At 67.4% G+C, this 26,067-nt stretch carries 21 protein-coding genes; 9 read left to right on the top strand and 12 right to left on the bottom strand.

What is annotated here, in order from left to right; all coding sequences use genetic code 11:
• Nucleotide 1: 1 nt before the first annotated feature.
• Both BJY18_RS15055 and BJY18_RS15050 read right to left on the bottom strand, forming a co-directional pair.
• On the bottom strand, nt 2–1,489 hold the full coding sequence (locus tag BJY18_RS15055) for a carboxylesterase/lipase family protein (RefSeq protein WP_184780575.1): 1,488 nt from the start codon (nt 1,487–1,489) through the stop codon (nt 2–4).
• Nucleotides 1,490–1,999: 510 nt separating this feature from the next.
• Nucleotides 2,000–2,805, bottom strand: a protein-coding gene (locus BJY18_RS15050; RefSeq protein ID WP_184779869.1) for an IS5 family transposase whose coding sequence is annotated in 2 segments (ribosomal slippage) — nt 2,000–2,466 and nt 2,466–2,805 — 807 coding nt in all. Because the reading frame shifts where the segments join, the coding sequence is not laid out codon by codon here.
• 191 nt (nt 2,806–2,996) lie between these two features.
• Here BJY18_RS15050 and BJY18_RS15045 point away from each other — a divergent pair.
• Nucleotides 2,997–4,172, top strand: a complete 1,176-nt coding sequence (locus BJY18_RS15045; RefSeq protein ID WP_184780574.1) for a cytochrome P450 — start codon at nt 2,997–2,999, stop codon at nt 4,170–4,172.
• A 469-nt stretch (nt 4,173–4,641) separates the two neighbouring features.
• Here BJY18_RS15045 and BJY18_RS15040 read toward each other — a convergent pair whose 3' ends face one another.
• The gene (locus BJY18_RS15040; protein WP_246458877.1) at nt 4,642–5,967 is read right to left on the bottom strand and encodes a C40 family peptidase; all 1,326 of its coding nucleotides are present in this window, start codon (nt 5,965–5,967) and stop codon (nt 4,642–4,644) included.
• A gap of 704 nt (nt 5,968–6,671) precedes the next feature.
• On the bottom strand, nt 6,672–7,619 hold the full coding sequence (locus tag BJY18_RS15035; RefSeq protein ID WP_184780573.1) for a nucleoside hydrolase: 948 nt from the start codon (nt 7,617–7,619) through the stop codon (nt 6,672–6,674).
• Nucleotides 7,620–7,670: 51 nt separating this feature from the next.
• Between BJY18_RS15035 and BJY18_RS15030 the strand changes: the two genes are divergently transcribed.
• Nucleotides 7,671–8,426, top strand: a complete 756-nt coding sequence (locus BJY18_RS15030) for an acyltransferase (RefSeq protein WP_184780572.1) — start codon at nt 7,671–7,673, stop codon at nt 8,424–8,426.
• Nucleotides 8,427–8,457: 31 nt separating this feature from the next.
• Here the strand turns inward: BJY18_RS15030 and BJY18_RS15025 are convergent, their stop codons facing one another.
• Nucleotides 8,458–9,792 (bottom strand): APC family permease, encoded by a 1,335-nt coding sequence (locus BJY18_RS15025; protein WP_184780571.1) that lies wholly within the window; start codon nt 9,790–9,792, stop codon nt 8,458–8,460.
• Nucleotides 9,789–10,688, bottom strand: coding sequence for a carbon-nitrogen hydrolase family protein (locus tag BJY18_RS15020; protein ID WP_246459884.1), 900 nt, complete (start codon nt 10,686–10,688; stop codon nt 9,789–9,791). The genes BJY18_RS15025 and BJY18_RS15020 overlap by 4 nt, the downstream gene beginning before the upstream one ends.
• 58 nt (nt 10,689–10,746) lie before the next feature.
• On the opposite strand from BJY18_RS15020, the gene BJY18_RS15015 reads away from it, so the two are divergent.
• The 3 genes from BJY18_RS15015 to BJY18_RS15005 all read left to right on the top strand — a co-directional run bounded on the left by BJY18_RS15015 (nt 10,747) and on the right by BJY18_RS15005 (nt 13,770).
• Nucleotides 10,747–11,463 (top strand): FadR/GntR family transcriptional regulator, encoded by a 717-nt coding sequence (locus BJY18_RS15015; RefSeq protein WP_184780570.1) that lies wholly within the window; start codon nt 10,747–10,749, stop codon nt 11,461–11,463.
• Between the two features lie 620 nt (nt 11,464–12,083).
• Nucleotides 12,084–13,385 carry an alpha/beta fold hydrolase gene (locus tag BJY18_RS15010; protein WP_246458875.1) on the top strand — a complete coding sequence of 434 codons (1,302 nt, stop codon included), beginning with the start codon at nt 12,084–12,086 and terminating at the stop codon, nt 13,383–13,385.
• A 40-nt stretch (nt 13,386–13,425) separates the two neighbouring features.
• A complete protein-coding gene (locus tag BJY18_RS15005) occupies nt 13,426–13,770 on the top strand; it encodes a nuclear transport factor 2 family protein (RefSeq protein ID WP_184780568.1) in 345 nt (114 codons plus the stop codon).
• Between the two features lie 46 nt (nt 13,771–13,816).
• Here BJY18_RS15005 and ilvA read toward each other — a convergent pair whose 3' ends face one another.
• Together ilvA and BJY18_RS14995 are read right to left on the bottom strand one after the other, a co-directional pair.
• Entirely contained in the window at nt 13,817–15,073 is a 1,257-nt protein-coding gene (gene ilvA, locus BJY18_RS15000) for a threonine ammonia-lyase IlvA (protein WP_184784624.1), read from the bottom strand.
• A gap of 378 nt (nt 15,074–15,451) precedes the next feature.
• Complete coding sequence (locus BJY18_RS14995) at nt 15,452–16,876, bottom strand: short-chain fatty acyl-CoA regulator family protein (protein WP_184780567.1); 1,425 nt, start codon at nt 16,874–16,876, stop codon at nt 15,452–15,454.
• A gap of 229 nt (nt 16,877–17,105) precedes the next feature.
• Between BJY18_RS14995 and aceA the strand changes: the two genes are divergently transcribed.
• The 4 genes from aceA to BJY18_RS36875 all read left to right on the top strand — a co-directional run bounded on the left by aceA (nt 17,106) and on the right by BJY18_RS36875 (nt 21,526).
• The gene (gene aceA, locus BJY18_RS14990) at nt 17,106–18,392 is read left to right on the top strand and encodes an isocitrate lyase (RefSeq protein WP_184780566.1); all 1,287 of its coding nucleotides are present in this window, start codon (nt 17,106–17,108) and stop codon (nt 18,390–18,392) included.
• Nucleotides 18,393–18,471: 79 nt separating this feature from the next.
• Nucleotides 18,472–20,082, top strand: a complete 1,611-nt coding sequence (gene aceB, locus BJY18_RS14985; RefSeq protein ID WP_184780565.1) for a malate synthase A — start codon at nt 18,472–18,474, stop codon at nt 20,080–20,082.
• A gap of 506 nt (nt 20,083–20,588) precedes the next feature.
• Nucleotides 20,589–21,254: a class I SAM-dependent methyltransferase gene (locus BJY18_RS36880; protein WP_246458873.1), complete on the top strand. Its 666-nt coding sequence runs from the start codon at nt 20,589–20,591 to the stop codon at nt 21,252–21,254.
• Entirely contained in the window at nt 21,224–21,526 is a 303-nt protein-coding gene (locus BJY18_RS36875; RefSeq protein ID WP_246458872.1) for a hypothetical protein, read from the top strand. The genes BJY18_RS36880 and BJY18_RS36875 overlap by 31 nt, the downstream gene beginning before the upstream one ends.
• A 43-nt stretch (nt 21,527–21,569) precedes the next feature.
• On the opposite strand, the gene BJY18_RS14975 is transcribed toward BJY18_RS36875, so the two are convergent.
• From BJY18_RS14975 to BJY18_RS14960, 4 genes are all read right to left on the bottom strand, one after another.
• Entirely contained in the window at nt 21,570–22,823 is a 1,254-nt protein-coding gene (locus BJY18_RS14975) for a glycosyltransferase family 4 protein (protein WP_184780564.1), read from the bottom strand.
• Nucleotides 22,824–23,209: 386 nt separating this feature from the next.
• Nucleotides 23,210–23,701: a glutathione peroxidase gene (locus tag BJY18_RS14970; RefSeq protein WP_184780563.1), complete on the bottom strand. Its 492-nt coding sequence runs from the start codon at nt 23,699–23,701 to the stop codon at nt 23,210–23,212.
• A gap of 20 nt (nt 23,702–23,721) precedes the next feature.
• On the bottom strand, nt 23,722–25,251 hold the full coding sequence (locus tag BJY18_RS14965) for a 1,4-alpha-glucan branching protein domain-containing protein (RefSeq protein WP_184780562.1): 1,530 nt from the start codon (nt 25,249–25,251) through the stop codon (nt 23,722–23,724).
• Nucleotides 25,248–26,021 carry a class I SAM-dependent methyltransferase gene (locus BJY18_RS14960; RefSeq protein WP_184780561.1) on the bottom strand — a complete coding sequence of 258 codons (774 nt, stop codon included), beginning with the start codon at nt 26,019–26,021 and terminating at the stop codon, nt 25,248–25,250. Before BJY18_RS14960 ends, BJY18_RS14965 begins: the two co-directional genes overlap by 4 nt.
• Nucleotides 26,022–26,067 lie beyond the last annotated feature (46 nt).

The following is a 26,067-nucleotide window of genomic DNA, read 5'->3' as shown; positions in this document are numbered from 1 at the left end:
GTCAGCGTCGGCGGCTCCACAGGGCACGCTCGTCGGCGCGGTCGTCGACGGTGATGGCCGAGGCGGTGTCGAACCGCATGGCGACCCGATGTTCAGCGGTGTAGGCAGGCCAGCCGGGATCGCCGCTGGTGGCGAAGTCGATCCACGCTTTGTGCATGGCATCGGCGACCTGCTGCGGCGGGTTTTCGCCGATGAACGGCGAGAACGCGCGATCGTCGAGGTTGTCGAAGACGAACGGCAGCTCGAGCGCGTGGCAGGCGCCGAGCTTGTCGCCGAACGCGGGGGAGCGCCAGGCGAACTCGTAGACGTGTGTGCCGGGATGGGCTTCCGCGAGCCGTAACGCAGGGATCCAGTAGTACCAGTCGGTCGCGATCGCCGAAAGCAGGTCGCCAGGTGTGGCACCGGGACGATTCGCGCGGTACCGCGCGGCACCGCGCAACGGCGGCAATCCGTAACGCACAGCTGCGGCCTGCACGACCAGTCCGGTGATCTTGTCGACGGCACCGGTCGGGATCAGGAACAGCCGGGCTTCCTCGCTGTTGGTGCCGATGAGCACCTCGACCTGCGCGCCCACCCCCGCGGCAATGCGCTCGATCGGTGGCCCCGGCAGCAACTCACCGTCCACAATGGGCTCGAAAGGCATCAGGTTGCGAGCGACGTCGCCCCACAGCCTGGTCTTCGGCTTGGCGGTGATCTCCTGTGCGAGCTGCGTCTGGGCCGCGATCAGCCGCGGGACCGCGACCTCGGCGATCGCCTCGCGGGTCGGCTCGACCCCCAGGAGGGCGGCGAGCCGGTTTCCGACCAGTCGCGCGGTGGCCGGGGAGATGGTGCTGTGCCCGGCACCCGATTCGGCGATGGCGCGGTGGAACAGCCCTTCCGCGGTGGGCATCGTGAGCAGGCTGCACACGCTCATCGCGCCGGCGGACTCACCGAAAACGGTGACGTTGCCCGGATCCCCGCCGAATCCGCTGATGTTGTCACGCACCCAGGTCAGCGCGGCGATCTGGTCGAGCAGGCCGAGATTCGGGATGCCGTCGCCGAACCAGAGGAACCCGTCCGCGCCGAGCCGGTAGTTGATGGTCACCAGCACGACGCCGTCGCGGGCGAAACGGGTGCCGTCGTAGCCGGAGATGGAGCCGGAACCGCTGGTGAACGAGCCGCCGTGCACGAAAACCATGACCGGCGAACGGCCGCCGAGGTCCGCGGTCCACACGTTGAGGTTGAGGTAGTCGTCACCGGAAACGACCGACCGGGGAGACAGGTCGGCGAACGGCCCGTCCTCGGGCACCTCGGCCTGCGGGGCGGTGGGACCGTATTCGGTGGCGTCGCGGGGAGCCGACCACGATTCCGGCGGCTGCGGCGGCTGGAACCGGTTCGGCCCCACCGGCGCGGCGGCGTACGGGATCCCTTGGAACGTGAGCACTCCCGAGCCGGAAACCCGGCCGCGGACGTCGCCGTACTTGGTGGTGACGATGGGCTCGCTGGTCAACAGTCCTCCGTCGGATAGGTCGAGTGGCGTCGCCGCCGGTTCGTGTCCAGTATCGGCTGTCCGGCCTCGGTACGGCCAGCCGGGCACTTCGTCAGCACGAGACTCGCGACCCGACTCCCGCACCGTCCACTCCGGACTCCGACTCCTGACGAGTGGCTGGTCTCCGGTATGGAGGTATGTCGCCCGGTCGGGTCGGTAACGGTAGATCTATTTCGGTCATTCTCTCAAGGCATATGTCGCGGTGATATGCAGTGCTTTTTTCTTGTCAGGAATTGCGACAGTGATGATCCGGAGAAGCTGTAACACATTCACGCCACGCTGTGCAGCGACTAGATCTCGGCGGGTTGCACGCTGTGATTCGTACGGGCGGTCGCTTGCCTGCGTATCCGATGCTGATCGTCACCGCCGGCCCCTGGTACCACGCATCGGCGCGGTCCGGCAAGCCGTCCAGGACTGTCCACACCAGACTGAGAGGCTTCGCGGGCACCAGGAATGCACTAAGAGCGTGTCTCATTTGGCGAGTTTCTTGTAACAGGTGATGGTGGCGGCGAGGGTGAGGAAGGCGAGGTAGTGGCTGGGTTTGCGTTCGTAGCGGATGGTCAGGCGCCGGTAGCTGGTCAGCCAGGCGATGGACCGTTCGATCACCCACCGGTGTCTTCCGAGTTTCTCGGTGGATTCGATGCCCTTGCGGGCGATGCGCGGGATGATCCCGCGCCGGCGAAGCCAGTCGCGCAGGGCTGGGATGTCGTAGGCCTTGTCGGCGTGGAGCTTGGCCGGTTTCCGGCGGCGCGGTCCGCGGCGAGACCGGATCGGCGGCAGCGCGTTGACCAAGGGTCTGAGCGCGTGACTGTCGTGAGTGTTGGCCGCGGAGATCCCAACGGTTAACGGAAGTCCGGCCCGGTCGGACAGCACATGGATCTTCGAGCCGGGCTTGCCGCGATCGACCGGGCTCCGACCGGTCAGACCGCCCCCCTTTTGGCCCTGACGGATGCTCCGTCCAGGACCGCACGCGACCAGTCGATCATGCCCTTGCCGCCAAGTTCGTCCAGCACCGCCCGGTGCACATCGCGCCACAGGCCGACCTTGGTCCACTCGGTGAACCGCCGATGCGCTGTCGGCACGGTGACCCCGAAGCTGGGCGGCAGATGTCGCCAGGCGCAGCCGCTGGTCAGCACGAACACGATCGCGGTGAACACCGCCCGGTCGCCCACTCGTGACATGCCGCCACCCTGCGGGCGCGTCTTTCCCGGCGGGATCAACGGTTCGACCAGCGCCCACAACTCGTCGGGCACCAGCCGTCGCGACAACTCGTCCATCACAGCTCATGATCATGCCCACACCTCAACCAACAACCAAGTGAGACACGCTCTAACTGACCGACTCGCGTTCCGCGGCGACTTCCGATACGGGCAGCGCGGTTAGTGTCCGCAGTGACCGGTGACGGAAAACGAATACCGGTACCGCACAACCACGTTGAGTCAGCGTCGGATACTCGCCTGGAGTCATCTTGCCCGAGCTACCGGTCAGCGATGTCGATCTCTACACCGCGCAAGCACGAATCGACCCGTACCCGATCTACGACGAACTCCGTGCGCTGGGCCCGGTCGTGTATCTCTCCCGTTACGACCTCTACGCCCTCCCTCGCTACGAGCACGTGCGTGCCGCACTGATGGACTGGCGAACGTTCAGTTCCGCGCGCGGCGTTTTCGTCGACGCCGCGACGAATGCCGAACTGGAAGGCATCACGCTGTGCAGTGATCCGCCTGAACACACGATGATGCGCGGGGTACTCGGCCGGCCGCTGCGGCAGGACCGGATGCGTGACATCACGCCCAGAATCGAGAACGTGGCCGACCGTGTCGTCACGAGGCTGGTCGAACGGGGCCGCTTCGACGCCGCCACCGAACTCGCCGAGCACCTGCCGATGGCCGTCGTGTCCGACCTGGTCGGGCTGCCGGACCGGGGCCGCGCCAAGATGCTGAGGTGGGCGGCTGCCATCTGGAACACCCAGGGCCCTGCCGACGAGCGGTTCGCCGAGGCGAAGCCACTGGTCGACGAGTTCATCGGTTTCGCCGTCAACGATGCGGTACCGGGGAACATCGATCCGGACGGATGGGCCGCTCAGCTGTACCAGGCCGCGGACCGCGGAGAGCTGCCCCGTGCGAAGTGCCCGGTGATGATGCTGGACTACGTAACCCCCAGCCTGGACACGACCATTCTCGCGATCACCAACACGATCGCGCTCTTCGCCCGGCATCCCGGACAATGGGAGCTGCTGCAGTCCGACAGGTCGCTGATCCCGCACGCGATCAACGAGTCGCTACGGCTGGAAACCCCGGTCCCGCAGTTCAGCAGGGTGCTCACCGAGGACCACGAAATCGGCGGGACGGCGCTGCCGGCCGGCAGCCGCGTCGCGCTGCTGTACGGCTCGGCCAATCGCGACGATCGGCACTACCCGAACCCCGCCCGGTTCGACATCACCCGGCGTCCCTCCGACCACCTGGCGTTCGGCCGCGGCGAGCACGTGTGCGTCGGCATGCACTTGGCCCGGTTGGAGATGACGGCCCTCCTGGAGCGGCTCGCCGACCAGGTCGAGCGGTTCGACATCGTGTCCGAGACACCCCTGATCAACAACGGCCTGCGTGGGCTGCAGCATCTCGAAATCACCGTGCAGGCCGCCTGATGCGCGCAGCGGGTCGACCGTCGTGCTTCGTGGACTGTCGGCTCGGGGTGGAGGTTGTACTGAGCACGCTTCCCGCTGCCGCCCTTCGCCTTGCCTGTGGGATGGGCGTCGCTCTCGTCTTGCCCACGGGATTGGCGTTGCCCTTGTCTTGCCTACGGGTTTGGCGTTGCCATCGTCTTCCCTACGGGATCGGCGTCCTCCTCGCCTTCCCTGCGGGGATGGGCGTCCTCCTTGTCCGATCGCGGACTCGGTCGCATGGTGCCCCGCCACTGTTTCCGCACCTCGGCGACGTGCGCCGACCCGCTGCGCGAACAGCGGGGTACATGCCGACGTGTTCTCCCGCGCCCCGACGCAGGAGGCCGGACGCACCTGTCCTACGCACGCCTTGTCGCCACATTTCGGCAAGGCGCGGACCTGCGCCGGCACGGCATACGACCTGCTGTCCTCGGCCGGATACGGTGACTGAACGCTACTGAGCCGGCCGCCCGGCCCCGGCGTAGTCGTCGCCCGGCTGGCGATACGAGTGAACCTGCACCGCCTGCCCGGTCTGCGGAGCGTCGATCATCTGCTGGTTGCCGATGTAGAGCCCGACGTGGTGAATTTTCGTCGCGGGTTCACCGTAGAAGATCAGGTCGCCCAGCGCGGGCTCTTCCACATGGGAGACACTGCGGAACTGCGTGTCGGCTGTACGCATCAGCTGCACGCCCGCGCTCTCGTATGCCGCGGTCGTGAGGCCGGAACAGTCGAACCCCGGGTCGGCGTCGCCGCTGCCGTTGCCTCCCCAGACATACGGGAGGCCGATCTGGTCGATCGCGAAGTCGACCGCGCTCAACACCGCCGGGTTCGGCGCCTCGTCACGTTGCCCCACGGTGCCGTAGACGTTCACCGTCGCCAATACGCGATGCATCAGCAAGGTCGCCGGTTCCAACGCGGCGACACCGTTCCACCAGTCCGTCGCCAAATCGCGGCCACCGGAACAGAGCGCACGCCCGGCAGTGAGTGCGGCGTCGTCGATGTTCTGCACGTCCGCCTTGCCGCCGGACGCACTTCGCTGCCACTTCGCCCACACCGCCGGCGCGAGCTGCAGCGGCCCGGCCGCATCCGGCGTCGAGACCACCCGCTTGTAGAAGTCACGCACCTCGACCGCACCGAGCGGATTCGCGAGAGTGCCGTTGCTGCCGAAATGGTCACCCTGCGCACGTCCGTGGTCGCTGGCCACCTTTCCGATCGCGGCAAGGGTGACCCACGATAGGTGACATCCAGGCTGTTCTTTGCCGAGCGTGACAGTCGCCTGCGCATAACCCGTCATCGCTCGCAGCGGAATATCGAGCCATTGACTGGTCCGCGACGCCCACACCTCGAACTCACTGGCCCGCGGCACCTCCGCCCGCGCAGAAGCCGACGCCTGAGGCGACCGGGGCCCTTCTCCAGGCCCCGGCCCCCCGGCAGCGGACGGCGACGTCGCCACCGAAGTCACCGACGCCTCCGACGCAGCCGACGAGGAACCGGCAACGTCCCCGCCTCCGACCCCACCCGAAGCAAACCGCACCGCGACGATCACCGCCCCCACCACCACGACCACCGCAGCCAGAGCGACGACCACCCGCCGCCGACGACCACCCGAAACCTTCGCTGCCGTACCGACACCGATGTTTGCCGCCACTTCGTCAGCCCCCGCATCGGGCCGATTCTCGTCAGCAGGTGCCCTCATCGACGTCTCGACGCCCCCGACCAGCTCGCCGCCAAGAGACGCCGCAACCGGGTTCCCGTCGCCAGGAGTCGGCGTGCGCGCCATGTCGTCGTTGGATGGCGGTGTGCTGTTTGGCGGTTGGTCCCCAGACTGTGCCGTGTCGACCGACGTCTCGCCGCGCACCGACGAGGGCCCGGACTGGCCCTCTCGGTCCGCCGACATGCCACTCTGGCCCTCGCCGCCCGGCGGCGACACTTCCACGCCGGATCGGCCATCCGGACGAGTACCGAGATGAGTACCGAGCGCTGCGTCGCCCTTGAGCGGCGACGCGCCACTCGCTGTCCCCTCGTACCTGAACTGCGTGCCAGCGGCCCCGGCCTCACGCGTTGATGACCGGTCGTCTTGGCCGTCGCCGTCCAATGGCGCCACCCCAGTAGGCCCATTGCCGTTGAACGGCGACAGCCCGGTAGCCGCATCGCCGTTCAACGGGGACGCCCCGGTTGCCCTGTCGCCGTTCGACGGGGACGACCCAGTAGCCCTGTCGTCGTTCGACGGCGACAGCCCGGTTGCCCTGTCGCCGTTCGACGGGGACGACCCAGTAGCCCTGTCGCCGTTCAACGGGGACACCCCGGCTGCCCCGTCGCCGCTAGCTGACGACTCGCCCGGTGGCGCACCTGAGCCGGCCCCACCTTGCGCGGTGTCGGTCACGTCGGCGCTGTCCGCAGCGTCCGGTCCATCTGCAGAAAAGTCCGCGTCCACCTGCTCGTCGCCGTTCAGCGGCGACTTCTCCGGACGCTCTGGCCCGGCCATCAGCAGCCGCCGGCCAGTCTCGACAGGACGAGGTTCCGCAGTTCATCCACATCGGTATCCACAGCTACGTCCACCGGCCGCCCGACTGCCTCGATCGGCACGGCACGCCTGTCCACGAGCGTCATGCCGCGCGCCGGGCCCGAGCTTGTGTCGACATGGACCGGGTAGGTCTCGGTGCGCAAGAGGCCCGGCCGGATCGCCTCGGCGACCGCGACCGCGTCGTGCACCACCATGCCGTCGTACCCGAGTACCTGCTGATAATGCGCGCGATACTCCGGGGTGAAAGCTTCGAGAGTCCGGCCCAGCGGCCCGGACGAGGCCAGCTCCGACAACCACACACTGTCAACGGCGCACTGGTGCGTCAGGTCCAGAGGAACCAGTACACACGGAACATCGTCCTCGGCGATCACTCTCCGTGCAGCCTCGGGATCGGCCCAGATGTTGAACTCGGCGACGGCCGTGCTGTTGCCGCGGGCGACGCCTCCGCCCATCAGAACGATGCGGCTGATCTTCGAGCGCACACCCGGATGGGCGGCGAGCAGCGCGGCGATGTTCGTGAGCGGCCCGATCGGCACGATGGTCACTGGTTCGTCCGCGGCCTCGAGCAGGGAGACCAGCAGGCTCACCGCGTCGCCTTCGTGGAGGGGGCGGGTGGCCTCGGGCAGCGAACCTGCCTGGCCGGAAAGACCGTCGGAGCCGTGGATACCGCTCAGCCGTCGCGAGGCCTGGTGCACGAACGGCCGTGAGGCGCCGGCCGCGACCGGCACGTCAGTACGGTCGCACAGTTGGAGCAGCCGACGGGCGTTGGCGGTGGTCGTGACGAGCGGAACGTTTCCGAAGACCGTTGTCACGCCCAGTAACTCGACGTCCGTCGATGTCGCCGCGAGTGCGATCGCGAAAGCGTCGTCGACACCCGGATCGGTGTCGATGATGAGCTTGGTCCCCATCGTGCTCCCTTGCCTGTACCGAGCCGTCTGCCACAGGTTACGGTCAACGGCATGACGTCGATGTGGGGTGCGCCCGCGCTGTCGCGAGTGCGCGCCTGGCGCCGGGCCCGGCGAGACCCGCACCAGGTCAGGTTCCTGACAATCGATTCACTGCGGTGGGTGCTGCGCAACCGCGCGTACACGCCGTGGTACCTCGTGCGTTATTACCGGCTGTTGAAATTCCGGCTGGCGAACCCGCACATCATCCTGCGCGGCATGCTGTTCCTGGGCAAGAACGTGGAGATCCACTGCCGCCCCGGCTACGGGCGGATGGAGATCGGCCGATGGGTGCACGTCGGCGACGGCAACGCCATCCGTTGTCACGAGGGGTCCCTTCGCATCGGTGACAAGTCGGTGTTCGGGCGCCAGAACGTCATCAACTGCTACCTCGACATCGAGCTCGGCGCAGCCACGCTCGTCGCCGACTGGGTGTACATCTGCGATTTCGACCACGTGACCGCGGACATCCACGTGCCGATCAAGGACCAGGGCATCGTCAAGTCGCCGGTACGCGTCGGGCCGGACACCTGGCTCGGCACGAAAGTCAGTGTCCTGAAGGGCACGCGGATCGGCCGCGGCTGTGTGCTCGGCGCGCATGCGGTGGTGCGCGGAGACATCCCGGACTACTCGATCGCGGTCGGTTCACCCGCCCGGGTAGTGCGCAATCGGGAAGACGACTACGCCGCGGATGCCGCCCGACGCGAAGCGGTCGCCGACATGGCGCGCAAGGCGAACAAGGCTCTGCAGAAGACACTGGGCGACACCTGAGCGTCGGCTCTGGCAAAAAGCTGACCGCGCCTCATTCGTCGAACGTCATTTCCGGTGGCGGCCGGCGGAACCCACGCGTCAGCACTGCCAGGCAGCCGACGCCGATCGCCAGCCACGCCAAGCCCAGCACCAGTGCGATGCCGTCCAGGTGGACGAGCAGCCAGAGGTCGACCGCCGCGCCGATGACCGGGCAGGCGAGCCACGTCAGCGGATTTCGCCGCGCTGTTCGCCGTTCGCGTAGCCAGGTGGCGACCACGCAGACGTTGACCATCGTGAACGCGGTGAACGCGCCGAAGTTGATGAACGAGGTCGACGTCGTGACGTCCAGCGTCAGCGCGACCAGCCCCACGCACCCGGTCAGGCCGATCGCGAACGTCGGCGTGCGCAGCGTCGGCTGCAACCGGCCGAAAATTCTCGGCAGCACGCCGTCGCGGCCCATCGCGAACATCAGCCGCGACGCGCTGGCCTGCGCGGCGATCCCGGACGCGAACTGCGCGACGACGAGTCCGGCCAGGAAGAACGAAGCGAACAGATTGCCGCCGATGCGGGTCGCGATCTCGAAGGCGGCGGAGGATTCGTCGGTGAACTGACTGCCCGGGTGCACCAGCTGCGTGAAATACGCCAGTACGACGAACACGCCACCGCCGACCAGCGCCGTCAGCAGGATCGCCCGCGGAATCGTTCGCTGGGGTTCCACTGCTTCTTCGGTCAGCGTGGTGACAGCGTCGAAACCGAGGAACGAGTACGTCGCCAGTGCTGCTCCGCCGGAAATCGTGCCGAACGTGCTGCCGGGATGGAAAAATGGAGTACCGCTGGCGAGCGAACCGCCATCGGTGACCACCTGCCTGATCGAGAGGACCACGAAGAACGCGATCACCAGGATCTGGAACGTCATCAGGAGGAAGTTCGCCTTCTCGGCGATCTTGATGCCCAGCACGTTGAGCACCGTCGTGATCAGGATGAAAGCGATCAGCCACAGCCAGCTCGGCACACCGGGGAACTGGGCCGACAGGTAGGCGCCACCGATCAGCCAGATCACCATCGGCAGGAAGAAGTAGTCGAGCAACACCGCCCAGCCGACGAGAAAACCGAGCCGCGAGTCGATTGCCTTGCGCACGTAGGTGTAGGCCGAACCGGCAACTGGATATGCAGTCGCCATCTTACCGTAACTGGCCGCGGTGAAGAGCATCGCGACCAAAGCCACCAGATAGGCTGACGCCACAGTGCCATCGGTGGTAGTTGCCACGACGCCGAAAGTGCCGAGCACGATCAGCGGTGCCATGTAGGCGAGTCCGAAAAGGACGACTCCGGGCAGGCCGAGCCGCCGCTCGAGCTTCGCCGCCGGGATTCGCCGCGTGTCGCTCATCGGGTTCCTCCTGCCTGCGGCCGCCAGCGACCGGGTTCGATACGCCCTTGGTAAAGAGGGAGTTCCAGCGGTGCGTCGTCCGGTGCAAACTGGTCCCACACGCGGGCGAAGCCGGCGGTCCCTTCCCTCCGGACGCGTGCTACGTCATCGAGATCGATGGTCTGGGCGAGCACCCCCGGCGTGCCGCCGGGCAGGTGTCCGAGCACCGCACCCTCGGGGTCGACGAGGATGCTGTCGCCCATGCCGACCGGCCCAGCAGTGTTCACGCTCGCGACGAACAGCTGGTTCGTGATCGCGTTGGCGCGTGCGAGAACCAGCTCCTGTGCCCGATCCGGGGTCGTCGTTTGAACGGGGTTGAGCACGAGCTCCGCGCCAAGCCAAGCCAGGTGTCGGGTGACCTCGGGAAACCAGGTGTCATAGCAGATGGAGAAGCCGATTCGCCCGAATTCGGCGAGATCGGCCACGACGAAGCGGTCACCAGGATGGTATGGCTCGTATGGTCGCCAAGGGAAAATCTTGCGGTAGCTGCCTGCGAGCTGCCCTTCAGGCGAGAAGACGAGCGCAGTGTTGAAGAGCTGGCCTTCGTCGCCGCGTTCGCAGACGCTGCCGGGGGCCAGCCACACGCCGAGGTCGCCCGCTAGCTGCGCCAGTTCCCGCGTACGTGACCCTTCCAGCGGCTGCGCGGCGGCGTTGAGCTGTCCGTTGCGCTCTGTTGCGCTTCCTTCGACACCGCACAGGTGCAGCTCCGGGAAGGCGACAAGTCTCGTATCCGGGTGCGCTGACAGCAGAGTCTCTACTTCGCGGGCGTACGACGCCACAGTGTGCGTGTACGGGCGCGGGGGCAATTGCGCGAGCGCGATCGGCAGGGGGCGCGGCATGGCCGAAAAATAGACCATCTTGAACACTTTAACAAGAGTGTTCACTTTGAGCAGTTTTACGAGGTAGGGTCACCGCATGGCTGCCGACCTGGGCGCGCCCGAGCTGACTGGCATCCGGCGCCTGTCCGCCCTCGACACCGTGCGGGCTCGGATCGCCTTGGCGATCGAACTCGGTCTGCTCGCGCCGGGGGAGCGGTTGCCGCCGAACGGCGAAATCGCTCGCGCACTGGGGGTCGGCGACATCACCGTGCGCCGCGCGCTCGTTTCGCTGTGCGAGGACGGGATCCTCGAGCGCCGGCGCGGTCGCAACGGAGGAACGCTCGTCGCCGCGGACGCCCCGGCCGGCCGCGTCGGTGAGGTGCGCGCGTACCGCGAAGCGTCGGATGAGGTGCACCAGTTGATCGACCATCGGCTTGTTCTCGAGTCCGGCCTGGTGCAGCTGGTCGCCCTCCGCAGGCCGAACGATGCGGTGGTCGATGAACTGCGCGCCCTTGTCCGCCAGATGGATTCGACGACAGGGTGGGCCGAATTCCACGAGCTCGACGCTCGTTTCCATGCCGCGGTCGCGAATGTCGGCGCCCCGCCCGCAGCGATTCGTCAGTACCTCAGTGTCTTGGAAGAACTCTACCGATTCTACCTGCCCTATTCGATGCCGTCGCTGCACCAGTCGAACCGCGACCACGAGGTCCTGGTCCAGGCGCTCGCCGAACACGACCCGGAGGCTGCCGCGCTCGTCACCCGTGCGCACGTGGACGACCTGCATCGCACGATGTTCGTCGGTTTCCCGCGTTGACCTGCCATTCGCCACAGAGCGGCGACGCCGGCCACGGGCATCGCCTTACCCGGCGTCGGCCTGGGCGTCGCCTCACCTGTCCGCAGACCTGGGCGTCGCCGTTGGACGGCAATGCCGGTTACGGCGCCTTTGCTGGCGTCGTCGACGGCGGATCGGCGTCGGGCGTGCCCATGCGGTGGCGAACCTGCCTCTTCCCGAGGCAAGGGATCGAACTGATCTCTGTCTGTCGAGTGAGGTGCCTCGCCGCAACAAGACGCCACAGCTTGGCACTACACGAACCATTAGGCGATAAGGCCGGCGCGCGCCAGGTTGTCGTAAGGCGAGGGCCGTCGGGAAACGGGGGAGCCGTCCGTGTCGGTGACGGCTCCGTTGGTGACGCGAGCGTCGCGACGAACCGGCCCATCGGCGGGGTTTCTCGGCCGATCGGCTGATCCATTGTCGCGCTGGGTCACGCCAGCATGGTGGTCATGCCGAACTCTCGTTCTCTGGCAGCACTTCTCGCTGCCGTTGTGGTGGTCCCTTTCGTGCCCGCTACTGCTTCCGCGGAAGGGCTTTCCTGGCGGCCGTGTGCGTCGATCGCGAGGGGATGGGATCCGGACGACCAGCGGACCGAGTGTGCAATGGTTCCGGTTCCCGTCGACTACGCCGATCCTGGTGGCCGGACGATCGAGATCGCGGTCAGCAGGATCCCGGCGACAGGTACTCGGACAGGAACAGTCGTCTTCAATCCCGGCGGTCCCGGTCAGTCCGGTATGACCACGCCACGCACGATCGCAGCCAGCAAAGCCGCCGGGTTGCTGGAACATCACGACCTGATCGGGTTCGATCCGCGTGGGGTCGACTACAGCGCGGGGTTGACCTGTCCCGAGGACGACACGTCGCCGCCACCGAACCTGTCCGAAGAGGAACAGGCCAGGTTCGTCGCCGAACGGGACGCGGCGACCAAGCAGCGGTGCGTTGGTCAGGATCCTGCGTTGGTTCGTTCCCTGACCACGCCCACTATCGCTCGAGACCTGGATCGCATCCGCCAAGCACTCGGAGAGGACAAGATCGGCTACTACGGTATTTCCTGGGGCACGGCGCTCGGCGCGGAATACCGCACTCTCTTCGATGACCACGTCGACAAGATGCTGCTCGACTCGGTGATGATGCCGGAGCTGAACCTCACCGCAATGGATGATGGAGAGGCTACGGCGGGCGAGAATACTTTTCACGAGTTTTCCGCCTGGATCGCTCGCTACGACTCGGTCTACCACTTCGGCCAGGATGAGCCGGCGGTCGCCAAAGCCCTGCTCGAGCTGCGTGCGGAGCTGGCTGCCCATCCGCGAAAGGCGCCGGATGGCTCCGTGGTCGACGGCAAGACGGTGAACGATATGCTGGCAAATCCCCGGAACGAGTGGTCAGAACTGGCGTCCCGGCTGGCCACGATCCGTGACGGTGGAGCGCCGGCGACCGAGCGGACTGCGGTACCGGAGAACGGCTTCGGCTGGGACACTGACCGCACCGGAGGTAGCACTTTCCAGCAGAACGCCCTGCTATGCAACGAATCTCCGAGTCCCCGCGACTTCGACACGGTGTGGGAGCATCGAGCCGACCGCATTGAGCGCAACCCGGTCGCCGGCTCGTACGGCATCTGGGAGCAGAAGTGCGTCGGGTGGCCGTTGCCTGCGCGCCAGTGGAAGTTCGCGCCCGGCGAAAGTCCGTTGCAGCTCGTCGGCCATGCATTCGAACCGGTCACGCCGATCGGCTGGGCTTTCGCCATGCAGCGGCGAATCGGTGGTGACCTGATGACGATCCAGGACGATGCCCACGGCTCGCTGTCGTCGCTGCCCTGCGCGGCGGCCGCGGTGACCTTCTTCGACACCGGCCGCACCACAACGGAATCCTGTGCGGGTCCGGCCATACCGCCGCCGAATTCGTAGAGGAACGAAAACCGCGTGACGCCGCAGCTAAGCTCGATGCGTGAGTGAAGCACTGCGGCGTCACGTGAGCGCCTTCAACGCCCGCGATCTCGAAGCTCTGCTGGCCGGCTTCACCGACGACGCCGTTTGGATCACCGGCACGAGCGTCGCGCGCGGACGCGGCGAGCTCAGGCAGCTCTTCGGCGACGCGATGGAGCAGCTGCTGCCCACTCTGACTGTCGAGAACGTTATCGCCGACGGCGACCGGATCGCTGCCCAGTTGACGGAACGGATCATCCACAACGGGAGCGACCGAGCGTTCCCCATCGCCGGCTTCTATCGGCTTGCGAACGGCCGCCTCGCTTCGGCCAAGATCTACCGAGAGGGGAGCGCCGAGGTGGCTTGACGGGCGTTGCCGTTTTTTGGCGAATGCCATTTGAGCAGGGCAAACATCAGACCACGAAGTGGTAGAGCGGACTGCCCGGTTCCACTCGTTCGACCTGCGAGGGGCTCGCCGCCAGCCGGGAGAGCAGGCCCGGCAGGTCCGTTCGCCGGGCGATCTCGATGCCGATCAGTGCCGGGCCGGTCTCCCGGTTGTTGCGTTTCACGTACTCGAAGCGCGTGATGTCGTCTTCCGGGCCGAGGATCTCGTCGAGGAAGCGGCGGAGCGCGCCGGGCTCCTGGGGGAATCCGACGAGGAAGTAGTGCTTGAGGTTCTCGTGCATCAGGGAGCGTTCGAGGATTTCGCTGTATCGGCTGACGTCGTTGTTGCCGCCGGAGACGACGCACACCACCGTCTGGCCGGGTTCGATGGGCACGGTGGTCCCCAATGCGGCAGCTGCGAGCGCGCCCGCGGGTTCGGCGATCACGCCGTCCGACTGATACATCGACAACATCTCGGTGCATACCGCACCCTCGTCGATCGATGTCAACTCGGCACCGCTTTCACGAACGAGGGGGAACGTCACCCGGCCGGCTTCGCGGACCGCCGCACCGTCGACGAACGGGTCGACCGAGGCGATTCGCACGGGTTCGCCTGCTTCGAGTGCGGCCGCCATGCACATCGCTCCCGCCGGTTCCACGCCGACGACACGGACTTCCGGATGCCGCTCGCGGAGCCATGTCGCGATGCCGGCCAGCAGACCACCGCCCCCGACGGGTACCACCAGCACATCCGGGACGAAGCCCAACTGCTCGACTATCTCGAGTGCGACCGTGCCCTGGCCGGCGACGGTGCGCATGTCGTCGAAAGCCGGCACGAGTGTCGCTCCGGTCCGCTGTGCGTCTTCGTTCGCAGCGGCGAAGGCGTCTTCGTACGTCTCGCCGACCACGATGACCTCGATATGCGCGCCACCGAGAGCTGCGATGCGTTCGCGCTTCTGCCGGGGCGTGGTGCCGGGTACGTAGACGCGGCCATTCGCCCCCAAACGGCGACACGCGTACGCGACTCCTTGTGCGTGATTCCCGGCGCTCGCGCACACGACACCACGCGCGCGGGTCTCGTCGTCGAGCTGGACGATCAAGTTGTAGGCGCCGCGGATCTTGTAGGAGCGGACGGTCTGCTGGTCCTCGCGTTTCAGCCAGACGCGTGCGTCCACCCGGGACGAAAGGCGGGCGTTGGGCTCGAGGGGCGTCCGGGTGACCACACCGGCGAGCCGATCGGCAGCTTGTTCCACCATCTGGGCACTGACGGTTTCGATCCGTTGCACGGTCGCTGAATCTACTTCCCGTGTATTGCCCCGTCCGCAGGGGTGCCGGACGGCCGGATGTGGCCGTTCGACACCAGGAGTCACCGAATTGTCCTCATGCGCCCGTTCATGAACGCTGCCGACCGACTGCGCAGACGACTGCGATCATGTTCGCCACGGGCCTCTTCGCGTGCCAAAGCCTGCTGTGGCCAGGCGAGGGCGGATCACCTCACCGTGCTCGTCGTGCCGGCTCTGGCCTTCGGTTACCCAGCCGTGTCAGCCTCGGCCGAAGGAAGCCGTCCCGTGGTGCCGGCAGTGTCGTCGATTGCCGGCCGTGCGTTCGCGTGTCTGCCGACTCCGGCGCGTCTACCTGCGCCGCGCCCCGCGGAACGGGGCTTCTCACGCCTTGGGGACCGCCGGGTAAGGCACGAAGGTACTCGTGTTCTCGTCGACGGTCAGTGGTTTGCCGATCGCCGGAAACGCGCGTTGCGAGCACGCCGGCCGTTCGCAGACCTTGCATCCCATCCCGATCGGTGTCGCCGCGGCGGGCTCGTCGAGGTCCAGGCCGGTGGAGTAGACGAGCCGGCCGGCGTGGCGCAGCTCGCACCCGAGGCCGACGGTGAACGTCTTGCCCGGGCTCCCGTAGCCGCCGATGTTGCGCGACACCGTGCGCGCGACCCAGAAGTAGCGTTTGCCATCGGGCAGCGCGGCGATCTGTGTAAGGATCTTGCCAGGCGAGGTGAACGCCTCGTAGATGTTCCACAGCGGACAGGCACCGCCCACCCGCGAGAAGTGGAAGCCGGCCGCGGACTGGCGTTTCGACATGTTCCCGGCCCGGTCCACCCGCACGAAGGAGAACGGCACCCCACGCTGCTTCGGGCGCTGCAACGTCGACAGCCGGTGACAGGTCGTTTCGAATCCGACGCCGTAGTGGTCGCAGAGTCGCTCGATGTCGTAGCGGAACCGCTCCGCCGCGTCCAGGAACGAGCCGTACGGCAGGATCAGCGCGCCGGCGAAGTAGTTCGCCAGTCCGACGCGTGCGAGCGTGCGCGCGGCGGGGCCGGAGAACGCCCACGAATCGGCGAGTTCGGTGATCAAGTCGTCGTACTCGAGCAGCGCGATCTGCGACGCCATCCGGAACGCCTGCTGTCCGACCCGCAGGCTCGGCGCGAGCCGCAGCACACGGGTCGCCGGCTCGTACTGGTGCTGTTGACCAGCGGATTCGTCGATGCCCTGGGTGGTCACCTCGACGCCGTAGCGCTGCCAGAGACGTTCCTTCAGCGAGCCGAGCACCGAACCGCGGCGCAGCGGGATCGCCGCGGCCATCCGCTCGGCGCGCTCGTCGAGTTCGGCGACGTAGTTCTCCCGTTCGTAGAAGAAGTCGCGGACCTCCTCGTGGGGCAACGGCGCGGCCGCGCTGCCATGCAGGCCGAGGCCGTTCTCCGTGGTCAGCGCGGCGGTGCTCTCCACCGCGTTGCGGTAGCTGCGGTGCAGCTTCACCAGCGCCTGGGCGACCGACGGCAGGTTCGTGGCGAGGTCGTTCAGCTCGCCGCTGGTCACGTCGACGCCCACGACCTCGTCGAGCAGCGCTTCCTTGACGTCCGCGACCAGCCGGGAGGTGTCGTTGTTGGCGAAGAACTCGGTGTCGACGCCGAACGCCTGGGTGATTCGCAGCAGCACGGGGACCGTCAACGGCCGGGAGTTGTGCTCGATCTGGTTGAGGTAGCTGGGTGAGATCTCGAGCACACGCGCGAGGTCCGCCTGGCTCATCGAGCGGCTTTCCCGCAGATGCCGCAGCCGCGGTCCGGCGAAAGTTTTGTCCATGGCTCCTCCATCCGGCCGGAAGGTTTCCGGGCCTGAACGATTACGTGAACGATCAAGCCCGCGAATTCTCCCCGTCGTTGCGAACCGTCGATTCACAACCTTTGCAAGATGCTAGGCATCCTTCGCACAAATTGGCAAATTGGAGCTCTGGACCGACTTTTACCGCTCGTGTCAGGGTCGTGACCAGGCAAGGCGAGCAATCGCAAACTTCGCAACACGGGAGATTCCCATGACCGAGCAGGCCAAGCAGCTCGAGCAGGCGGCGGCCGAGCTGGCCGAGCAGTGGAAGACCGACCCCCGCTGGGCGGGCGTTCAGCGGACCTACTCCGCCGCCGACGTGGTCAAGCTGCGTGGCTCCGTCGTGGAAGAGCAGACGCTCGCTCGTCGCGGTGCGGAGAAGCTCTGGCAGCTGCTGCACAGCGAGGACTACATCAACGCCCTCGGCGCGCTCACCGGAAACCAGGCGGTGCAGCAGGTCCGCGCCGGCCTGAAGGCGATCTACCTGTCCGGCTGGCAGGTCGCCGCCGACGCCAACCTGGCCGGCCAGACCTACCCGGACCAGAGCCTGTACCCGGCCAACTCCGTGCCGGCCGTCGTCCGCCGCATCAACAACGCGCTCGGCCGCGCCGACCAGATCAACTGGGCCGAGGGCAACACCGACATCGACTGGTACGCGCCGATCGTCGCCGACGCCGAGGCCGGCTTCGGCGGTCCGCTCAACGCGTTCGAGCTGATGAAGGGCATGATCGCGGCCGGCGCCGCGGGTGTGCACTGGGAGGACCAGCTCGCCTCCGAGAAGAAGTGCGGCCACCTCGGTGGCAAGGTCCTGATCCCGACCAAGCAGCACGAGCGCACGCTCAACGCCGCGCGTCTCGCCGCGGACGTGCTGAACGTGCCGTCGCTGATCGTCGCCCGCACCGACGCACAGGCCGCCACGCTGCTGACCAGCGACGTGGACGAGCGGGACCAGAAGTACCTGACCGGCGGCCGCACCGCCGAGGGCTTCTACGAGGTGTCCAACGGCATCGAGCCGTGCATCGACCGCGGCCTGGCCTACGCGCAGTACGCCGACCTGCTGTGGATGGAGACCTCGACGCCGGACCTGGAAGTGGCGCGCAAGTACGCCGAGGCGATCAAGGCGCAGTACCCGGACCAGATGCTGGCCTACAACTGCTCGCCGTCGTTCAACTGGAAGAAGCACCTGGACGACGACACGATCGCGCGGTTCCAGCGTGAGCTGGGCGCGATGGGCTACAAGTTCCAGTTCATCACGCTGGCCGGCTTCCACGCGCTGAACTACTCGATGTTCGACCTGGCGCACGGCTACGCCCGCGAGGGCATGTCGGCCTACGTCGAGCTGCAGGAGCGCGAGTTCGCTTCGGAGGAGCGCGGCTACACCGCCACCAAGCACCAGCGTGAGGTCGGCACCGGCTGGTTCGACCAGGTGTCCACGGCCCTGAACCCGGAGAGCTCGACCACGGCGCTCAAGGGTTCCACCGAGGAAGCCCAGTTCTGAGCCTGCCCCCTTCGCGGTCCGGCGGCGACCCCCACCGCCGCCGGACCGCCCCCTTCCTTCCCTTTCGCGGAGGTACGAGATGGCCGACAAGCTGAACTACCGCATCGAGGTCACCGGGCCGACCGGTGGCCGGTTCGCCGAGATTCTGACCCCGGCCGCACTGGACTTCGTGGCCAAGCTCGACAACACCTTCGCCGGACGCCGCCGCGAGTTGCTCGACGAACGCCGCCGGCGCTGCGAGCGGGTGCGCTCGGGGGAGGAGCGGCTCGACTTCCTGCCGGAAACGCGCCGGATCCGCAGCGACGACAGCTGGCGGATCGCTCCGCCCGCGCCCGGTCTCGAGGACCGGCGCGTGGAGATCACCGGCCCGACCGACCGCAAGATGACGGTGAACGCGCTCAACTCCGGGGCGAAGGTCTGGCTGGCGGACTTCGAGGACGCGACCTCGCCGACCTGGCACAACGTCGTCGACGGCCAGCTGAACCTCTTCGACGCCATCCGCCGCAACATCGACTTCACCACCGACGCAGGCAAGCGTTACACGATCGGCGACGAGCCGGCGACCATCGTCGCGCGGCCGCGCGGCTGGCACCTGGTGGAAAAGCACATCCGGATCGATGGTCGCCCCGTTTCGGCGAGCCTCGTGGACTTCGGACTGTACTTCTTCCACAACGCGCGCCAGCTGATCGCACGCGGCAGCGGACCGTACTTCTACCTGCCGAAGCTGGAAAGTCACCTCGAAGCACGGCTGTGGAACGACGTTTTCCTGCTGGCTCAACAGGAACTCGGCATTCCGCGAGGCACCGTCCGTGCGACCGTGCTGATCGAGACGATCACTGCGGCATTCGAGATGGACGAGATCCTCTACGAGCTGCGTGAGCACGCGTCCGGTCTGAACGCCGGACGGTGGGACTACATCTTCAGCGTCATCAAGAACTTCTCGGCACACGGCGCCGACTTCGTGCTGCCGGACCGGGCACAGGTGACGATGACGGTCCCGTTCATGCGTGCCTACACCGAGCTGCTGGTCAGTACCTGTCACCGTCGCGGTGCGCACGCGATCGGCGGGATGGCCGCGTTCATCCCGAGTAAGGATCCTGCCGCCAACGAGATCGCTCTGGAGAAGGTTCGCCAGGACAAGGACCGAGAGGCCGCCGACGGGTTCGACGGTTCGTGGGTGGCGCACCCCGGCCTGGTCCCGGTGTGCCGCGAGGTGTTCGACGGCGTGCTCGGCGGGTGGCCGAACCAGCTCGGCAAGCTACGCGAAGACGTCTCGGTGGCTGCCGAGGACCTGCTCGACGTCGCGAGCGCCGGCGGCGAGGTGACCGAGGCAGGCGTGCGGGCGAACATCAACGTCGCCTTGCGCTACGTCGACTCCTGGCTGCGGGGCACCGGCGCCGCCGCGATCCACAACCTGATGGAAGACGCTGCGACGGCCGAGATCGCCCGGTGCCAGATCTGGCAGTGGATCCACAACGGCACGAAGCTCGAGGACGGCACTGCCGTCACCCACGAGCTGGCGGCCGAGTTCCTGGACGACGAACTCGCCAAGGTCCGCGCGGACCTCGGCGCGGAGGCCCGCCTCGGGGACGCCCGGGAGATCTTCACCGAGACCGCCCTGGGCGAGAAGCTCCCGAGCTTCCTCACGACCGGCGCCTACGCCCGCTACCTCACCGACACCATCCGGTGAACCTGCTCCGGTCGCCCGTGACCTGACCACGAGCGACCGGCTCCCCGCCCGGTTTTGGGACCGTGCGGGAACGGGTCCGGTGGCGGAGGCTCCCCGCCACCGGACCCGGGGGCTTTTCCAGGCCCGCGCGGTTGTCGCCACTCAACGGCAACCGCGCGGGCTTCGGCCGTTCCGGAGCGTTTCGTACTGTTGCCGATGAGTGGCGATTGCCCTTTCGGCGGCTGGTGCCACAGGTCTTGTCCCGCCGCGGACCACACCGGAACCACCACGTTCGCCACTCAACGGCGTACGGCTCCCGAACCCATGCTCCGGTGCAGGCGACCGGCGAGTCACTGCCCTCTGGCGGGAGGTCGCCCCGCGCCGTTGCCACTCAGCGGCGACGATCTCTTCGGGGCGACGTCCGCGCAGATGCTCGGACAGACCGGACTGCTGTCGGCCTTGCGGACCGGCACCTGCCGGGCCGCAAGTGTGGTGCCGGTCTTGTGCGAGGAACGTCCGTAGGGCTGATGTACAAGGCGGCGGTCGAGGTGCTGCTCCCACCTCATACGATAGTCCAAAGCCTGATCGGCCCGAGGAGACTCAGCTGTCAGCGAAATGTCTTCGATTCCTCTCAGCCGTCGGCGAAACCGACTGGCCCCTTCCGCGCATGTCGCGACGATCTCCGTATGAACTACAGATTCGGCGGGGAGATCGCCGGCTTCTACCAGCAGTACCGCCGCGGTTACCCGCCCGCGGCAGTCGATGCGCTCTGTGCGACTTTCACCCTGACCGGTGATGACGTCGTCGTCGATCTCGGGTGCGGCACGGGACAGTTGACAGTCCCGATGGCAGAAGGTGTACGTGCGGTGGTGGGAATGGACCTGTCGCCGGACATGGTGGAGACGGGACGTCGCGTCGCCATGGCCGCTGGGGTCGCCAACGTGTCGTGGCTTCTGGGTGGCGACACCGACATCCCAGCGCTCGGTGCGTGGCGCGGCGGGTTCGGCGCGGTCACGATCGCGCAGGCCTTGCACTGGATGGACCACGAGAAACTGTTCGCCGATATTCGGCCAATGCTGCGTGCGGGCGGCGGGGTCGCCGTGGTGACGAACGGGTTGCCACTGTGGTTTCAGGAGAGTTCCTGGTCGCACGCGCTCCGGAAGTGCTCGCCGACTGGCTCGGTCATCCACTGACCGCGCCATGTGGCGCCGACGAAGACAGCCAAACCCGCTATCGCGACTCGCTCGTCGCGGCTGGGTACGAGATGGACTTTCGCGTCGTCGAGCACCGCGGAGAGCTCACGATCGATCAGATGGTCGGCGGCGTGTATTCGGCTCTCAGCGAAGAAAGTTTGCCTGCTGCCGGCGAACGCGCTGCCTTCGCAGATCGGATCCGGGTGGCCGTTGAGCCGCATTCGCCGTATGTCGAGCCGGTTCCGGTCAGGATCCTTACCGGGCGGTGCTGACGGCGAAGGCGCCGGGAAGGTTCGCTGCCGGCCGCTCAGCCGGTCACAGTTCGAAGGCGTTGCCGGTTGCGATCTTGGGCCGCCCCAGTTCCACCGGCTCACTGATTCGCGCCCGGCGGTAGACCTCGACGGTCTCTTCGGCGATCCGGCCCCAGTCGAAGTCCGCGGCGAGGCGGGACTGCGCGGTCCGCGCTCGGCGAGTTGCCGCCACGGTGTCATCCAGCACTGCGGTGACCGCCTGGGTCAAACCGGCGACGTCGCCCGGTTCGAAGGCCAGGCCGGTCTCGCCGTCCACGACGACCTCGCCCAGGCCGCCGGCTGTCGAGGCCACCAGCGGTGCTTTCGCGGCGGCCGCTTCGAGCGCGACGATGCCGAACGGTTCATAGCGGCTCGGCAGCACCACGGCGTCGGCCGCGGCGAGCAACGCGCGCAGTTCCCGGTCAGGCAGATGCCCGACGAAGTCCACCGCGCGGCGAATCCGCAGCTTGCGGGCCTGCGCCACCAGCTCGTCGTGGTGTCGCCCTTTTCCGGCAACGACCACTCGCGTCCCCGGGAACCGGCGGCGGATGCGGGGGAGCGCGGCCAGAAGATCCTGCACGCCCTTTTCCCATTCGAGCCGTCCGAAGAACAGCAGGAACGGGGCGCCGGCCGGGCTGTGACGTTCGCGCATGCTCGCCACTTCACCGGCCGTGACTCGCCAGCTGCGCTCTTCGATGCCGTTGTGGATGACCGTGACCTCGGCGGCATCAATCTCGAACAGGTGACCCACTTCCCTGCGCATGGCCTGAGAACAGGTGATCACCGCATCGGCCCGGTTGGCCAGCCACCACTCGACCGAGTGCACTTGCTGATTCAGCGGATGCGACAGCCAGCCGGAGTGCCGGCCCGCCTCGGTCGCGTGGATCGTGCCGACGAGCGGAACGTGCGCTGCCTCGGCGACGGCGATGGCGGGGTGCGTCACGAGCCAGTCGTGCGCGTGCACGACGTCGGGCTGCCAGCTGCGCAAGAGGTCGTGCGCCGCGCGCACCATGGCGTGCCCCATCGCCAGCGTCCACGCCACGAGGTCTTGCTCGAATGTGAGGTGCATGGGGTCCTCGGCGACCCGGACAATCCGCACGCCATCGACGACGCGGTCGCTGCGGGGGTGGGTCGAGGCGTCGGTACCCGCGGTATGCCGGCACAAGACGACCACCTCGTGGCCCTGTCCGGCGAGGTGCCGGGCCAACGCGTGCACGTGCCGGGCCAGCCCGCCGATGACGACCGGCGGATATTCCCACGACAACATCAGCACGCGCATGGCCAGAGGTTACTCGCCAGTCGCTTACGTGCAGCGTCCTGCCCGATCGATGCTGGTCAGCCCGGTGTCGCCAGCGAGCGGCAACAGTGGACGCGCGATGGTAACGGCAGAATCGACGCCGGCGAGCGCGCTGTTGCCGTTGCCGCTGGGAGGTGACGGTGGTGTGGGATGACGCCGGTTGAGCCCGCACGCTGGTGGGCTCGTGTCGCCGTTGCGAAGCAACGGCGACTGCGCTGACGCCGGTTGAGCCCGCAGGGTGGTGAGCTCGGGTCGCCACTGAGCGGCGACAGCGGACTGCGAGCTGGTGCTGGCTGAACTGGGCGGCCGAACACCTACTGCCCACAAGGCGGGCCGCAGGTTAGCGAGCGGCCCGCCGCGGGATCAGGTCAGGACGGCAACGCGGCTTCGACGGCCTTCACCACGGTCTCATCCTCGGGGTCGGTGCGGGGGCGGAAACGGCCGAGTACCTCCCCGGACGGGCTGATCAGGAACTTCTCGAAGTTCCACTGCACGTCGCCGGCTTCGCCGTTGCTGTCGAGACTCTCGGTGAGGGTGGCGTAGAGCGGGTGCCGGCCCTCGCCGTTGACTTCCAGCTTCTCGAACAGCGGGAAGGAGACACCGTAGGTCGTGGAGCAGAAGGTCTGGATCTCCTCCGCCGTCCCGGGTTCCTGGCCGGCGAACTGGTTGCACGGAAAGCCGACGACCGAGAAGCCCTTGTCTCCGTAGCGTTCCTGCAGACGCTCCAGTCCCGAGTACTGAGGGGTCAAGCCGCACTTCGACGCTACGTTGACCAGCAGTAGCGTCTTGCCGGCCAGCGGGCCGTCGAGGGTCGTGTCCTCGCCGGCCAGGGTCTTCAACGGCAGTTCGCGGATACCCATGTCAGGTTCCTTCCACAGTGTCAGGCGTGCGGACGCCGCAGGGCGCGAGCGTCCAGATGGCCGAACGGGCCGTCGGCCCGGCGGTATTCGTCGGCGAGGGCCAGCGCGCGGGTCCGGTCGCCGCGGTCGAGCAAGCCGGCCAGTGTGTCGAAGCGCTCGGTGTGCACGGCGGCACGCCGGCGCGCGTAGTCAGCGGCAGAATCCTTCGTGACCATGAACGCCCAGTCGCTGGACAGGGCCAGCATCGCTTCCGCGACGGCCTGGTCGGCGACGGCGTCACGAGCGGTCCCCTGGCAACGGTCGGCGAGGTTCAGGAGCCGGGTCTGCAATGCGGCGTTGTCCCGCACCATGTCCGCGACCTGCTCGCCGTCCCAGACGCGCCAGTCCTTCCCCGAACCCCACGACGACGCCGGCAGGTCCACCGGCGGACCGAGATGCCCCGCCTCCAGCGCGCCACGCAGCGTGGTCACCCGCACGCCTGCCTCAGGAAGCGCGCGCAGAATTCCTTCGAGCCATGCGGGACCTTCGTGCCACCAGTGTCCGAACAACTCCGTGTCATAGGCCGCCACGACCAGAGACGGCCGGCCGTGCTGTTCACGGAGCGAACGCAGCCGCGTGACGACTGTGTCCACGAAATCCTTGACATGAAGACCCAGGACGTTCGCGGCCAGCGAAGGGTCGTACGGCGCTTTGTCCTGCGGCGGCACCGTCTTGCCGGTCACGCGCGATGCCTTGAGCCCGACTTCGTGCGCCCACGTGTGGAAATCCCGGTACGCCGAATGCCCCGGGTAGCCGGCCTTCGGCGACCAGACCCGGTACGTGACATCGAGATCACGGCCGAAACAGACGACGTCCGACTCGCCGACCGGGTGCGCGGACGAGGTGTCCCCACGCAGGGACGGACCGTCGACCAGGAATCGTCGCACGCCGGCGTCGCGATAGTCCCGTTCGATCCCCGGTGCGTAACCACATTCCGGCGCCCAGATGCCTTCCGGAGCGCGGCCGAGACGCAACGCCGTGTCCTCCAGTCCCGCCTGCAACGCGAACCGCCGTACGTGCTCGTCCAGCAACGGCTGAAAGGGATGGGCCAGTGGCCCGCCGAGCAGCTCGATCGTTCCACTGTCCACAAGGGAGCGAAGAATCGGCGAAAAGCCGTTTCGCCACCGGGTTTCCAGCTCTTCGGTAGCGCGAAGCGCGGTCTGGTGCTCCGCGGCGGCCAGGTCGCGCAGCAGCGGGTCGCCGCCCCAGAGCGTCGACGCATGGCGGCCGCGCAGCTGCCAGTGGCCCAGCCAGTCGTGACAGGCGCGGATCGCGTAGGGGTCGTCCAGTTGCGCCGCGAGAACCGGTGTCACGCCAAGGGAGAGAACGTCGCGACGTCCCTCGTCGGCGAAGCGGCGCAACAGGTCGACGACCGGAAGGTACGAATGAGTCCACGCCTGATAGAGCCATTCTTCACCGACCGGCCAGCTGCCGTGGTGCGGCAGCCACGGCAGGTGACTGTGCAGGGCAAGGCAGAACGTGCCTTCGTATTCGGGCTGACGCGCGCTCACGGGCGCACCGCCACGGCGACGAGGTCGAGGCTGGCGTCAAGGTCCCTGTCGTGCACGGTGAAGTCGTCCGCGCGGATCGCGGCGACGTCGGCGAGCAGCTCCTCCGGCCACGTCGCCTGGCCTGGCAGGGAGCCCATTACGACGGCCAGCTGAGCTTCGATGATCGAACCCCCGTGCCGGCCTTCCACCGTACGCAGGCTTTCCGCGTGATGCAGGCCGTGCAGCGACTCGACGGCGAACCCCGCGACAAGCAGCAACTCGTCCAATTCGGACGGTGCCAGCTCGCGGGTGTGGAACGGGTTCAGTGGCACGTCGCTGTCCGGGGTGAAGGTCAGCCGGTTCGGCGTCGTGACCAGCAGTTTACCGCCCGGTCGCAGGACGCGGTGGCACTCGGCGAGGAAGCCGTCCTGGTCCCAGAGGTGCTCGATGACCTGGAAGTTCGCCACCACGTCGACGGCGCCGTCACGCACCGGAAGGAAAGCGAGGTTCGCCCGCGACACGGCGACTTCCGGGTACCGGCGGGAAACGTGTTCCGTGGTCGGCAGGTCGTAGTCCAACGCGAGCACCCGGTGTGCTTGCCGGGCGAGGAGGCCCGCGCCGTAACCCTCACCGCAACCGGCCTCCAGCACCGTCGCACCGATACAGTGGGGGAGCAGAGTCAGATACGCGGCCTCGTGCCGGCGGAACCAGTAGTTCTCCTCGGGGATTCCGGGGGCGGTTCGTTCGCCGGTGAGGTGCAGTGCCTCGGCCCGGGTGGCTGCGTTGGTCACCTGCGCGACCCTAGCGCGTCACATCCGGTCCGCCCGTCTCGTTCCC

Origin of the sequence: Amycolatopsis jiangsuensis (genome assembly GCF_014204865.1) — a bacterium.
Classification (GTDB): domain Bacteria; phylum Actinomycetota; class Actinomycetes; order Mycobacteriales; family Pseudonocardiaceae; genus Amycolatopsis; species Amycolatopsis jiangsuensis.
Note: the sequence above shows the minus strand (reverse complement) of the source record. Positions and strands in the feature narration are given on the sequence as shown.